Source organism: Parapedobacter sp. SGR-10, from assembly GCF_011030405.1.
Taxonomy (GTDB): Bacteria; Bacteroidota; Bacteroidia; order Sphingobacteriales; family Sphingobacteriaceae; genus Sphingobacterium.
In genome coordinates this window covers 388675-402191 of the sequence record NZ_JAAJTJ010000002.1, presented here as the reverse complement: position 1 = coordinate 402191, position 13517 = coordinate 388675, and the positions used below count along the sequence as shown (strand labels likewise).

The following is a 13517-nucleotide window of genomic DNA, read 5'->3' as shown; positions in this document are numbered from 1 at the left end:
CATGATTAGACATCTCATTCTACTAGGACTATTGTCCATCAGTATAGCCACATATGCCCAAATCCCAACACATTACTACGTGCAAATAACGACCAATAAAGGGGATGCCACATTAAAGCTCTACAACAAAACACCAAAGCATCGGGACAATTTTTACCGATTGGTCAAGGAGGGGTATTACGATTCATTGCTCTTTCATCGGGTAATCAAGAATTTTATGATACAGGGTGGAGACCCCGATTCCAAATATGCCGGAGATCGCACTTTGTTGGGCAATGGAGGTCCGGATTATAAGATTCCTGCGGAGATACAGGCCGATATTATCCATAAAAAAGGAAGTATAGCGGCCGCGCGCGACAACAATCCGGCAAAGCAGTCATCCGGATCGCAGTTTTATCTGGTGCAGGGCAGAAAATTCACGGAAGCGGGGCTGGACTCGTTGGAAACCTTCCGTTTCAAAGGCAAAAGATTATCCGATCTTCAACGGCGCACCTATATGGACATTGGTGGTATACCACACCTTGATGGCGATTATACGGTCTTTGGCGAGCTAGTGTCCGGAATAGAGATCATCGATAGGATAGCAGAGGTACAGACAGACCGCAACGATAGACCATTGACCAACGAACGTATGGCCATGCGCCTACTGACCCGACGGGAGGCACTGAACCTGGAAAGAGAAATGCAGGGTTTGGAACCTAAAGGTGGTTTTTTTACCAAATTATTTGATTCGCTAAAATCCCGGTATTACAAGCTATGAAAATAATCACCTATAACGTCAATGGCCTGCGAGCAGCGCTGAAAAAAGATTGGCTAGGATGGCTCAAAACGGAAGCTCCCGATGTCGTCTGCCTACAGGAGATCAAAGCGACCCCCGATCAGGTTCCTGAGATCTTGATGCTGGAGCAGATGGGTTACGAGCACTATTGGTATCCCGCACAGAAGAAAGGCTATAGTGGTACAGCCATCCTTACCCGAAAAAGTCCCCTCCATATAGAATACGGATGTGGACATGAAGACTATGACTTCGAAGGACGGATGATACGTGCCGACTTTGAAGATCTGTCGGTCATGAGCGTCTATTTCCCTTCGGGCACGACGGGCGATATCCGCCAGACTTTCAAATACAGATTCCTCGACGATTTCCAAAGTTATGTCGACAATCTTAAGAAGGAAAAGAAGTTGGTCGTCTGTGGGGATTTCAATATTTGCCATCGCGCTATTGACATCCACAACCCCAAATCCAACGCCAATACCTCGGGATTTCTTCCCGAAGAACGGGAATGGATGGAGAATTTTATCAATTCGGGGTTTGTAGATACATTCAGACACACCAATCCCGATCCGCACCATTACACGTGGTGGAGCTATAGGGCAGGAGCACGCGCACGGAATCTCGGCTGGCGCATCGATTATAATATGGTCTCTCAAAATCTGTCCGAAAGGATACAAAAAGCGGAGATCTTGTCTCATGCCGTGCATTCTGACCACTGCCCGGTAGTACTGACATTGGATTGATTTTTAACAAAAATGAATATAGATCAAAGTTTTTATATAGGCTATGTCTCCAAGACCAGGGGACTCAAAGGGGAGGTTCAGCTTTTCTTTGAATTCGACGACTACCAAGAGTTGGATCTGGACGTGATTTTTTTCGAAGTAAACAAGAAGTTAGTGCCTTATTTTACAGAAGAGATCAAATTGCATAAGAACAGCACGGCTTATGCCACGTTTGAGGATATAGACCATATCGACAAGGCCCAGGCATTGGTCCGCAAAAAGATGTACCTGCCCAACGACAAAATGCCCGAACGTGACCCCGAAGATTTTCGCTATTCGGACTTGGTCGGTTATATGGTCATTGATGAAAACGAAGGTGAACTGGGCGAAATCGTCCATGTACAAGAGATGCCCCAGCAGTTTATGGCGACAGTGGATATGGATGGCAAAGAGCTGTTGTTTCCGCTATCGGACGATCTCATATTGGGAATTGATGCAGAGGAGAAAGTGATCGGAGTGGAATTGCCCGAAGGGTTGGTGGATTTGTATAGATAATTTTATACTTTTGACTTTTTGAAAAAATGAAAATAACAGATCATATAAAAAATGCCAAGGGTAAGACCTTGTTTTCTTTTGAACTGCTTCCACCCGCCAAAGGGCAGGGTATCCAAAGTATTTTTAACACGATGGACGAGCTGATGGAATTCAATCCGCCGTTTATCGACGTGACATACCATCGCGAGGATTACCTGTACAAGCAACATACCAATGGCTTATTGGAACGTGTGGCCTACCGCAAGCGTCCGGGAACTGTAGCGATATGTGCGGCGATCATGAACAAATACAAGGTCGATGCCGTACCGCATCTGATCTGTGGAGGCTTTACGAAAGAGGAAACGGAAAACGCCCTGATCGACCTCAATTTTCTGGGCATAGATAATGTACTGGTACTACGTGGCGATGCCCGCAAGGGGGATTCTGACTTTATCCCTACACCGGGTGGTCACGCTTATGCGACGGATCTGTTGCAACAAGTTGTGGACATGAATAACGGAAAGTACCTGCATGAGGATATCGTCAATTCGGAGAAAACAAATTTTTGTATCGGTGTGGCAGGCTATCCGGAAAAGCATTTTGAAGCTCCCAACTTCAACACAGACTTCAAATGGTTGAAGAAAAAAATAGACATGGGTGCCGAATTTATCGTGACACAGATGTTTTACAACGTAGAAAAATACAAAGAGTTTGTGACCAAATGCCGGGAACAAGGCATCGAAGTGCCGATTATCCCCGGATTGAAACCCCTGACGACCAAAAAACAATTGATCGCCTTACCGAAGATTTTCCACCTGGATATCCCCGAAGAATTGAGCGATGCAGTGACCGCCTGTAAAAACAATGCCGAAGTGCAACAGGTCAGCACCGAATGGATGGTCAATATGTGCAAAGAATTAATCGATTTTGGCGCGCCGGTATTGCATTTCTATACGATGAGCAACCCTGGACCGACAAAGAAAATTGTAGAGAAATTAGCATAAAAACAAAAAGAGGCATAGCCTCTTTTTGTTTTTATGCTTTCTTAGACTCCTTAGCCCAACTGTCTTTCAATGTGACTGTGCGGTTAAAGACCAAATGTTCTGCCGTAGATCTCGTGTCCAGCGTAAAATACCCCAACCGGATAAACTGGTAACCTCTTTCTGGCTCGGCACTTACCAAATCCGGCTCAATATAAGCTTTCTCGATAATATGCAGGCTGTCGGGATTGATAGAAGCCTTGAAGTCCTCTTCGGCTGCGGGATTCTCCACTTGAAACAAGCGGTCGTACAGTCTGACTTCGGCCTCTTTGGCATGCGGTACCGATACCCAATGGATTGTACCTTTGACCTTGAGCCCGGATGTATCTTCGCCCGACTTGGAATTGGGCACATAGGTACAATACACTTCGGTCACCACACCATTTTCGTCTTTTTTGAAATCCTGGCATTCGACGATATAGCCGTGCTTCAAGCGAACCGAAAGACCGGGCCCAAGACGGAAAAACTTCTTCGGAGGCTCTTCCATAAAATCCCCTCTTTCTATCCACAGCTCCCTTGAGAACGGAATAGTCCGGGCACCTTCTCCCCCCTCTGCTTCGGGATTGTTTTCGCCGGCCAACTCTTCTGTCTTTCCTTCGGGATAGTTGGTAATAATTAATTTTATCGGATCCAATACTGCCATGCGACGCCAAGCTGTCTTGTTGAGATCCTCGCGGACAAAAAATTCCAACAGACTGATGTCGATCATGTTCTCCCGCTTCTGTACACCGATACGCTCGCAAAAATTACGAATACTGCCCGGCGTATATCCCCTTCTTCGCATGCCCGATATTGTAGGCATACGGGGATCGTCCCAACTCTCCACATGTTTTTCGTTGACCAGCTGCAGCAGCTTACGCTTGCTCATGACCGTATAGGTCATATTCAAACGGGCAAACTCGTATTGTTTGGAGGGAAAAATCTCCAACTTCTCGATCAACCAATCGTATAAGGCACGGTGGGGGATAAATTCCAACGTACAGATCGAATGGGTGATTTTTTCGATCGAATCGGACTGTCCATGTGCAAAATCGTACATCGGATAGATACACCATTTGTCCCCTGTACGGTGGTGATGGGCATGCTTGATACGGTACAATAGCGGATCCCGCAGATGCATATTGGGGCTGGCCAGATCGATCTTGGCACGCAGTACTTTCTCACCATCCTGATATTTGCCTTCCCGCATCTCTTGAAAGAGCTGCAGGTTCTCTTCTACGGATCGGTCACGATAAGGTGTAGGCGTACCGGGTTCTGTCGGTGTACCTTTGGCTGCCGCGATTTCGTCGGCCGTACTGTCGTCTACATAAGCTAGACCTTTTTTGATCAGATCAACCGCGTACTGATAGAGTGTTTCAAAATAATCCGAGGTGTACAGCTCTTCTGCCCACTGAAACCCCAGCCATTGAATGTCCTTTTTGATGCTGTCCACGTACTCTACATCTTCGGTCACAGGGTTCGTATCGTCAAAACGAAGATTGGTCTTGCCGTTGTATTTCTGCGCCAGGCCAAAGTTCAAACAGATGGATTTGGCATGTCCGATATGCAGGTAGCCATTGGGCTCGGGAGGAAAACGTGTCAGCACACGGCCATCGTGCGTACCGTTGCGTAGGTCTTCCTCTATAATCTCTTCAATGAAATTTAATGATTTTTCTTCTTTTTCTTCCTCTATCATACTGCAAATTTAGCTATTTATACCATGTAAAACACATAGTCAGGGAAAACATACATATATTAAAGTAACAACGTCATTTCGATAGCCTGTCCCGAATGTTTTCTGGCCAGGCCATCGAAATGACGATATTATTGTCTATTTGAGCCTATTTTTACAAAGTAATCTGTCTCTTGATACTCTCTTCGAGCGAAATAATCGTTTCCGTCCGCTGAATACCTTTGAGCCCCTGTATATCTTCGTTCAATACTTTGCGGAGATGGGCGGTATCCCGGCAGATAATTTTTGCAAACATACTGTATTGACCCGTACAATAGTGCAATTCCACCACTTCTTTCACCTGCCTGAGCTGTTCTACAGCATCTGCATACTGCGAACCCTTCTCTAAATAGATACCCAAGAAGGCTGTGATATCAAATCCAACCTTCTGAGGGTTGATAATAAGGTTAGATCCATGGATAATACCCATTTCTTCCATCTTTTTCATGCGAACATGAATAGTTCCACCAGAAACAATCAGTTTTTTCGCTATTTCTGTATAAGGAATAGAAGCATTTTCCATTAAAATAGACAAAATTTGAACATCTAAGTTGTCTAAATCGTAATTTGAATAATTTTTCTCCATAAAAAACCGATGTTTTTATATTTTTTTATAGTGTTTTTTGTAATTTTTATAAAAATAGAAAAAATTTAATAAAAAATTTGCACAGTTTTGGTATAAAACGTAAATTTGTAATAACAAAAGAGATAAAAACAATACAATATCTCTTACAGGTTGCATGTTACTTCCCTCAAATAACATAGGTTTATAATTGGTTAGCGTAAAAGTCCACCGCCCGGTGGACTTTTCCTTTTTATAACCAATTCTTCCCACCCTTCTTCTTTTACATTATTTTCAATAATATCAACAAAAATGCATATTTTATTTTTATTTTTTGAAAATTGCTTGGCTTATTTTGATATATTTTTATACAAAAAAGGTCTGGTAGGTTTCAAAAACCTGCCAGACCTTTTTCATCCTGTAGAGAGACGCGATTGATCGCGTCTCTCTACAATAAAAGATTAATTAATCAACTTTGTCTCATCCGAAGATTTCAACAGGTTTTGTTTCAACTCAGTTTCTGCCTGCAACAATTCCTGTTCGACTACCTTACGTTTTTCGCGTCCGTCTCGCTGAATCTGCAAGACCTGTTCGATAGTATGAATAATATCTGCATTGGCTTTCTTGATCGTCTCGATATCTACGATACCACGTTCGGTTTCGCGGGCCACATTGATCGTAGACTCTTTCAGCATTTCGGAGTTTTTGCGCAACAGCTCGTTCGTAGCATCTGTTACAGCCTTTTGCGCTTCCAAAGCACGTTGGGAGTGCGCTATGCCCAATGTCAAAACCATTTGGTTTTTCCACAAAGGCAATGTATTGACAATACTGGACTGTATCTTTTCCATGAGCGAACTGCTGTTGCTCTGGATCATGCGTATTTGTGGCGCCGTCTGCAAAACCACCATACGCGTGAGTTTCAAGTCGTGTATTTTGCGTTCGAAACGAACTACATGCTGCTCCATGTCTTTATAGGCTTGGATTTTGTGCTGATCGCCGCTCTCCTCCGCTTCTTGCTTCAATTGGGGCAATACTGTGCTGTGCACTTCTTGCAGTTTTTCCTCCCCAGCTGCAATATGTAAAGAGAGTTCTTTGAAATAATTTTGGTTTTCTACAAACAATTTGTCAAAAATATTGACATCTTTCAACAAATTCTTATAATGTCCTTCGAGTTTGAGCTCGATTTGGTGAATATTCTTTTCAACAGAGGCATATTCCGTACGCAGACGCTTGATTTTCTTTTTCAACGAGTCAAAAAATGGAATAAGCGGCTTCTTATTCAGATTTTCGTCGAAAGATTTGAGATCCGAACGCAGGTTCAACAGCACATCTTCTGCCCCTCCCATATCTTTGGTACGCACCTGCTTGAGTATCTCATTGGAAAAATTGCTCACCTTGGCTTGACTAGCGACACCATACTGAATGATATCCGTCGTCGAATTGAGATTGATCTTCTCCTTGTATTGTTGGATAAGGGCTTTGTCCTCTTCCGAAAAATTGACTTGAAGACCCTTGCCTTTGCCCTCATTATTATCGTCGTAGGTGGTTAAATCTAATGTTGACATATCCTATTTTATTTTAGTTATGCGAGTTATGGAGGTGAAGTGGGTTATAGAGGTATATAGCCCTTCTTAACCATTGTAACGACATCACCTTCGTCACTTTATTTTAATCTTTTAATAAGTCCCTGTTTTTCAATGTCTGTATATACACTTCCGATTCGGCAGACACATCCAACAGCCGCAATTTGATCAGATTGGTTACATCCTGTTCGATAGCCGAAGCCGCCTGTGCTAAAACACGTTCCAATTTCAACTTGGAGTCAAGCGTGACCTGATTGTGCAGCCGTGTATTTTCCAATTCATCGTATTCGCGCAACACATTCACAACAGTACCATGCCGCACGAGAAACTTCTCCGCCTCCTGCACATCCCGTTTTTCCAACAAATGAAACAAGCGTACAATAATGTCAATGTGTTGCTGAATATTCCTGTTGTTGATTTCCTTTTTAAAATACAATAACTTGGACACAAAAGTTTGGGGTGTCTCCATTGCTGCCTGAGCCAATTCGAGCCGACGCTGTTTTCCGACCGAACCTATCCATGTCAAAGGACGCACCTCTCCCAATTCGAGACGTTGCAGATACGGTTTGGCTTGTCTCAGCAACAACCCGTTACCCACAATATAAGAACTCAGGAATCCAACTATCGTCAGCAACATCCCCTGGGACAGACTGCCCCAAAATGCATAAAACGAATACAACAGCCCGACCTCGCCCAAAAGCAAAACCCAAGCCAAAGCATACCAGGACCTCACCTTACTCTTGGCGGCCTGCGACATCATCACAAATGGATGGATGTGCGGAATAAACAGCAAAATAGACATAAATGTCCATTTCAACTGGCTCAATTCCCAACGTTTGCTTTTCTTCGTCGCCCAACCCATTGTGCAATTTACTTATTTTTATGCTAAAGTACTTAAAAATCCTCTATACTTGATCGAATGCATTTTTATTGGATGCACCACAAAATGCAGATTCGTAAAAAACTTATCACAAACTATACCGTCATATCGACGAGGAACAGCCTGTCCCGAAAGCATTCGGGAAGGAGATATCTATGGCTAGACAGGAAACATATCCATAGATTTTCCTGCGGAGAGCACTTCGTGGTTCTCCTCCTAACGTCGTCGAAATGACGCAAATCGGATTTTTGTTCACCCATTTTTATTTAACGCCCAATTCTTGTTCCAATATTCTATATTTTTACATCATGGCAGAAAAAAATATATCCATCAGTTATTTACGTGTCATTGCGACAGTATTTGTCATTGCCATCCATGCCTCTACAGGCTTTCTATACCGCTATGACGCCGACAGCTTCGATTGGAATTATGCCAATTGGATCAATGCAGCTACCCGTTGTGCTGTTCCTTTATTTGTGATGATATCGGGCGCTCTATTGTTACAAAAGGATGAAAGCATTATTTCCTTCTACCGCAAACGTATCCCAAAACTACTTTATCCTTTTATTTTCTGGACAATCATCTATACGATATATTATTTTTACAGATATACCAATTTTTCCATTCTACCGTCCTGGCGGATCTGGGAGATTGCCTGGCATAAAATCCTGTATGGCGCTAATGCCCATCTATGGTATCTGTATATGATCATGGGACTCTACACTGCCATTCCTTTTCTACGGAAAATGGTGTCCCAATGCAGTGCCAGAGAATTAGAAGTATTTCTTGTATTGTGGTTTGTGTCCCTATTTTTTATGAACAAATCTTACAATCTGCCAAAATTTGACCTTACCTTTTTTTCGGGATATATCGGCTATCTGGTTTTAGGATATTACCTGACCCTCAGAAAAATCACATGGAACACATGGTTCTTGCTTTTTCTATACGCCTGTGCAGTTGTAGGAATTGCTATAGGCACCTACTATCTTTCGGAAAAACTGCAAAAATGGGATACACAACTCATGGGCTATACGATGCCGACCGCAGCATTGACCGCCGTTTTGTTATTCACCTGTGTACAGTCCTTTTCGAGAAACATCACGAACATTCCCTCATGGATAGCCCTTGTAGATAGATATAGCTTTGGGATATACCTCGTGCATATCCTTCCCCTAAACTATGTCCACCCCCTTATCTCGAAATACGTTTCCACGGTCTGGGTGATTCCATTGGCTACACTAGCCACGTTGGTATTGTCGATTGCCCTTATCTTTTTATTGCGCAGAATCCCTTACGGCAGGCATGTGAGCGGGTGAAGTTTAAGGTTTTTCTACCCCTTTTTATTAAAATCGTAGATCTCCTGTGGACCGACAGCGACAGAAGTAAAGCAAGTCCAGGTATTGGGCAATATATTATGGATGTGAATGAGCGGTGACCAAACAAGAAAAAGCCACCCAAGAGAGTGGCCCTTTAAATTATAAACAGTACGATATCAAAAAATTAAAATGGCAAATCGTCGTCGTCCGCACCGGAAGAAGAGATATCAACAGGTGCAGGCATATCTGCATAACCCGGTGTAGAAGCAGCAGCTTGGGCTGTATTGGCCAATTTGGTGACACGCCAAGCTACCAATGAATTAAAATATGAAGTGACTCCTTCTTTATTGGTCCAAGGACGTCCACGAAGATTGAAAGATACCTCGACTTCTTCGCCTATAGATAGATTGTCAAAGATATTGACCCTATCTTGCGTCGCTTCAAAGCGAATGTACTCAACAAATTGTGGATTCTCGGCATAGGCAACAATCAGATCTCTCTTCTTAAAAGACTCGGTAACCTGTTGAACCGCCCCTATTTCATGTACTTTTCCTCTAATTTCCATATTCAAACTTATTAAACCATAAAAATACACATTTTTTGCATTCTAGAATGACTAACTTTGTAGAAATATGAAAGAAGTTTTCAACACCCCCGGCAAAATCATCGTAACATGCAATAGACGATTGTCTCCCTATCTTGAAGAAGAAATCCGCGAACTTGGTTTTACACCTAAACGCGTTTTCAACACGGGCGTAGAGCTCCAAGCAACGGCCAATGACTGCATTCGTCTCAATCTGCACCTACGTACGGCGAGCCAGGTGCTATACGAAATAGCCTCCTTTCGCGCCAAAGATGCCCATGAGCTTTACAACGCATTGAGCAAAATCGCTTGGGAAGAACTCATTCCTTTTGACGGCTATTTTTCCGTGACGTCCAACGTACACAACGAAACCATCACTACCCCTCTATTTGCAAATGTCAAAGTCAAGGACGCTATTGTAGATAGAATAAAAGACAAAAAAGGAGTTCGCCCAAATTCTGGCCCTGATCTGTCCAAGGCCGTTATACACTTGCATTGGATTGACGAGAAGGCCGAAATATTTCTCGACACATCAGGCGAAACACTTGCCAAACATGGTTATCGCAAGATTCCCGGCAAAGCACCGATGTTGGAAGCTTTGGCCAGCGCGACTATACTCGCTACCAAATGGGATGGCAGATCCCCTTTTGTCAACCCCATGTGTGGATCAGGCACATTGGCCATTGAAGCCGCATTGATGGCGCAAAAGCGAATGCCCGGACTACAACGTATGAACTACTCCTTTATGCACTTTGTCGGATACGACGACGAAGTATTCTTCGAGCAGAGACGACAGCTCAAGGATATCACGGACAAAGCTAACATACCTCCTATCATCGCCTCGGATATCTCTGCGGAAGCCGTGGACATCAGCAAGGCAAATGCCCGAACTGCAGGTGTGGAGCACCTTATCCAATTTGAGGTTTGTGATTTTGCAGAAACGACAGTTCCACAGGACGCAGGCATCATTATGTTCAACCCCGAATATGGCGAAAGATTGGGACAACATAGTCGACTGGAAGCGACATATAGCCGGATCGGAGACTTCATGAAACAACATTGCAAAGGTTATCGGGGCTATGTCTTTACCGGAAATCCCGACTTGGCCAAAAGAATCGGTCTCAAAGCATCGAGACGTTTTGAGTTTTTCAACGGAAAACTGGATTGTCGATTGTTACAGTATGAGCTGTACGAGGGGACCAAAGAGGTTTAAAAATGCAAGATATCATTGACAAGACAGCATTTTTTGTACAAGAACGATTAAAACATGCTGAAGCAGGCCATGACTGGTGGCATGTATTGCGGGTATGGAACAATACCAAGCTGATTTTGGTACATGAAAAAGCCGATAGGTTGATCTGTGAACTGGCCGCTTTGCTGCATGATGTTGCCGACAGCAAGTTTCATGATGGAGACGAACACCTCGGCCCGGCCCTGGCTGGTACATTTTTAAATTCGCTACAGGTAGATGCCGACACAGTACAACACGTAAAAAACATCATACTCAACATGTCTTACAAAGCCTCGTTGGGCAAAGTGATCTTTCATTCCAAGGAACTGGAAATTGTACAGGATGCCGATCGACTGGATGCCATAGGCGCCATAGGCGTTGCAAGAGCATTTCATTATGGAGGATTCAAAAACAGGGAAATCTACAACCCCAACATACCCATCAAAAGAGATCTGACCAAAGAAAGCTACAAAAACAGCACCGCACCGACCATCAACCATTTTTACGAAAAACTGCTGTTGCTCAAAGACAACATGAATACGCTCGCTGCACAGCGTATAGCAGTAGAAAGACACCGTTTTATGGAAACATATTTGCAACAATTTTATGATGAATGGAACGGGATCAAATAATTTAATCTCTTTTTAACATTTCTTCTGTAACTTTAGATAAACAAGAGAGCTTTGTAATGTGAAAAATCTATTCCTATTCTTATTGTTTCTGAGTGCTGCTTTTCCGACATCGGCACAGGAACACGATTCAACAGCTTTTGCTACCCAAGCATGGACAACACAAACCCTAAAAAAAGGTATCGTATGGAAACAAGCCCATTTTCATAACCTGTTTGGCGGTGAACAGGAAATCAACCTGATAGAAATAGACTTGAAACGGCATCTCAAGAAACTAAGACTGGCCGGTATATCCAAAGAAACCAAACTCACATCGACATTTGCTCAAGAAAACAACGCTGTGGTGGCTATCAATGGCGGTTTTTTTAACACTAAAATTGGTGGTGCAACTGATTTTATCAAAATAGAGGGAGAGGTTATCAACGTCACCACCAACAAACACCCGAGATCCAATGCCTTTCTGACATTCGACAAACGATCCATTCAGATAATCCCCCAAACGGCAGACAGTATTCGCGAAACGAAGGTAGACAATGTGCTACGGTCGGGGCCTCTGTTGATTTCCGGCGGGGAGATCATGAAAATCAGCAAAGGCGGCTTTAGCACGAACAAACATCCCCGAACAGTAGTGGCTTTGCGTGGTCAGAACCTTATTTTCATGACCATAGATGGCCGTAACAAACAATCCCATGGAGTCACGCTGTTTGAACTCAGCAGGCTTTTAAAATGGTATGCATGTGATGCCGCCATGAACCTGGACGGAGGAGGAAGTACGACGATGTATATCAAAGACCAACCCGATAATGGCATCGTGAATTATCCATCCGACAATAAAAAATTCGACCATCACGGCGAAAGGTCTGTTGCAAATATTATTTACATTAAAAATTAACACAACCGCTTCATGAAACAAATTGTAATAACAGCAGTAGTCATCTTATGTGCAAGTTTAGCTACATGGGCACAGACTCCTAAGATCATCGCTCACCGTGGAGCATGGAAAAACACACAAGTTCCACAAAACTCCATAGCTTCTCTACAAAAAGCCATTGAACAGGGCGTATGGGGTACTGAATTTGACGTACATCTCACCAAGGATGACATACTCGTCGTCAATCACGATCAGGATTTTTACGGTTTGGACATTGCGATGTCCACCTACCAGGAACTATTGGCCAAAACCCATCCAAATGGTGAAAAAATCCCTACCATAGAGGAATATCTGAAAGAGGGATACAAACAGAAAAAGACCAAAATGATTTTCGAAATAAAAACCAACAAGCTTGGGGTAGAACGAACGGTCAAGGCGACAGAGATGAGCTATCAAGCCGTAAAAAAACTAAAAGGTCTCGACAAAACCGTATTCATCGCCTTCAGTTACCCGGCTTGCCTAAAACTGAGAGAGCTGGACAAAAACGTAAAAATCCAATATCTCAACGGCGATAAAACGCCCGAGCAGTTGAAACAAGACCACATATATGAGCTGGATTACAACGTCAAGGTATTCAAGAAAAACCCGGATTATATCCCTCAGGCAAAAAAACTAGGCATCAAAACAAACGTCTGGACGGTAAACAAAAAAGAAGATATGGAGTATTTTATCGCCCAAGGTGTGGATTTCATTACCACTGACCAACCGGAGCTATTGAAGAAAGTACTCAGCAAGTAATAGAAGATATAACGGCATGGGGTTGAAGCGGGCTTAGACGATATATAGGTAGCATGCATATCCACAAATTCAAGCACACGCGTGCGCTCAATGTCATTAAGTTAAGGATATAACCTGTTTTATATTGTCATTCTGAGGCTTGCCGAAGAATCTGTTAGCCGGCTAATTTACAGATCCCTCCTATCGTCGGGATGACAAAAAACGCTTAACTTAATACCATTGCTCGTGCGCTAGCACAAATCTGGCGCACGCGTGCCCGGTGTTATACCCGCCTGTAACAAT

Annotated in this window: 14 protein-coding genes; 9 read left to right on the top strand and 5 right to left on the bottom strand. The window is 43.3% G+C overall.

Going from position 1 to position 13517, the window contains the following annotated elements:
• Position 1 precedes the first annotated feature (1 nt).
• The 4 genes from G5B00_RS03910 to metF are packed head-to-tail and all read left to right on the top strand — an operon-like array spanning position 2 to position 3035.
• Positions 2 to 760, top strand: a complete 759-nt coding sequence (locus G5B00_RS03910) for a peptidylprolyl isomerase (protein ID WP_163871934.1) — start codon at positions 2 to 4, stop codon at positions 758 to 760.
• Positions 757 to 1518, top strand: a complete 762-nt coding sequence (locus G5B00_RS03905) for an exodeoxyribonuclease III (protein WP_163871933.1) — start codon at positions 757 to 759, stop codon at positions 1516 to 1518. Before G5B00_RS03910 ends, G5B00_RS03905 begins: the two co-directional genes overlap by 4 nt.
• Positions 1519 to 1530: 12 nt before the next feature.
• A complete protein-coding gene (gene rimM / locus G5B00_RS03900; RefSeq protein WP_163871932.1) occupies positions 1531 to 2052 on the top strand; it encodes a ribosome maturation factor RimM in 522 nt (173 codons plus the stop codon).
• A gap of 26 nt (positions 2053 to 2078) precedes the next feature.
• Positions 2079 to 3035 carry a methylenetetrahydrofolate reductase [NAD(P)H] gene (metF, locus tag G5B00_RS03895; RefSeq protein WP_163871931.1) on the top strand — a complete coding sequence of 319 codons (957 nt, stop codon included), beginning with the start codon at positions 2079 to 2081 and terminating at the stop codon, positions 3033 to 3035.
• Between the two features lie 31 nt (positions 3036 to 3066).
• Here the strand turns inward: metF and G5B00_RS03890 are convergent, their stop codons facing one another.
• The 4 genes from G5B00_RS03890 to G5B00_RS03875 all read right to left on the bottom strand — a co-directional run bounded on the left by G5B00_RS03890 (position 3067) and on the right by G5B00_RS03875 (position 7789).
• Positions 3067 to 4746: a glutamine--tRNA ligase/YqeY domain fusion protein gene (locus tag G5B00_RS03890; protein ID WP_163871930.1), complete on the bottom strand. Its 1680-nt coding sequence runs from the start codon at positions 4744 to 4746 to the stop codon at positions 3067 to 3069.
• A 151-nt stretch (positions 4747 to 4897) separates the two neighbouring features.
• Complete coding sequence (locus tag G5B00_RS03885) at positions 4898 to 5368, bottom strand: Lrp/AsnC ligand binding domain-containing protein (RefSeq protein ID WP_163871929.1); 471 nt, start codon at positions 5366 to 5368, stop codon at positions 4898 to 4900.
• 437 nt (positions 5369 to 5805) lie between these two features.
• Positions 5806 to 6909, bottom strand: coding sequence for a toxic anion resistance protein (locus G5B00_RS03880; protein WP_163871928.1), 1104 nt, complete (start codon positions 6907 to 6909; stop codon positions 5806 to 5808).
• Between the two features lie 103 nt (positions 6910 to 7012).
• On the bottom strand, positions 7013 to 7789 hold the full coding sequence (locus G5B00_RS03875) for a hypothetical protein (RefSeq protein WP_163871927.1): 777 nt from the start codon (positions 7787 to 7789) through the stop codon (positions 7013 to 7015).
• 326 nt (positions 7790 to 8115) lie between these two features.
• On the opposite strand from G5B00_RS03875, the gene G5B00_RS03870 reads away from it, so the two are divergent.
• Positions 8116 to 9123, top strand: coding sequence for an acyltransferase (locus G5B00_RS03870; RefSeq protein ID WP_163871926.1), 1008 nt, complete (start codon positions 8116 to 8118; stop codon positions 9121 to 9123).
• Between the two features lie 184 nt (positions 9124 to 9307).
• On the opposite strand, the gene G5B00_RS03865 is transcribed toward G5B00_RS03870, so the two are convergent.
• Positions 9308 to 9688 (bottom strand): DUF3127 domain-containing protein, encoded by a 381-nt coding sequence (locus G5B00_RS03865; RefSeq protein ID WP_163871925.1) that lies wholly within the window; start codon positions 9686 to 9688, stop codon positions 9308 to 9310.
• 67 nt (positions 9689 to 9755) lie between these two features.
• Here G5B00_RS03865 and G5B00_RS03860 point away from each other — a divergent pair, with 67 nt between their 5' ends.
• From G5B00_RS03860 to G5B00_RS03845, 4 genes are read left to right on the top strand one after another with little or no spacing between them, the layout of a single operon-like run.
• Positions 9756 to 10919 (top strand): class I SAM-dependent RNA methyltransferase, encoded by a 1164-nt coding sequence (locus G5B00_RS03860; protein WP_163871924.1) that lies wholly within the window; start codon positions 9756 to 9758, stop codon positions 10917 to 10919.
• Positions 10920 to 10921: 2 nt separating this feature from the next.
• The gene (locus G5B00_RS03855) at positions 10922 to 11569 is read left to right on the top strand and encodes an HD domain-containing protein (protein WP_163871923.1); all 648 of its coding nucleotides are present in this window, start codon (positions 10922 to 10924) and stop codon (positions 11567 to 11569) included.
• Between the two features lie 58 nt (positions 11570 to 11627).
• Positions 11628 to 12458 (top strand): phosphodiester glycosidase family protein, encoded by an 831-nt coding sequence (locus G5B00_RS03850; protein ID WP_163871922.1) that lies wholly within the window; start codon positions 11628 to 11630, stop codon positions 12456 to 12458.
• 12 nt (positions 12459 to 12470) lie between these two features.
• On the top strand, positions 12471 to 13235 hold the full coding sequence (locus G5B00_RS03845; RefSeq protein WP_163871921.1) for a glycerophosphodiester phosphodiesterase: 765 nt from the start codon (positions 12471 to 12473) through the stop codon (positions 13233 to 13235).
• Positions 13236 to 13517: the final 282 nt, after the last annotated feature.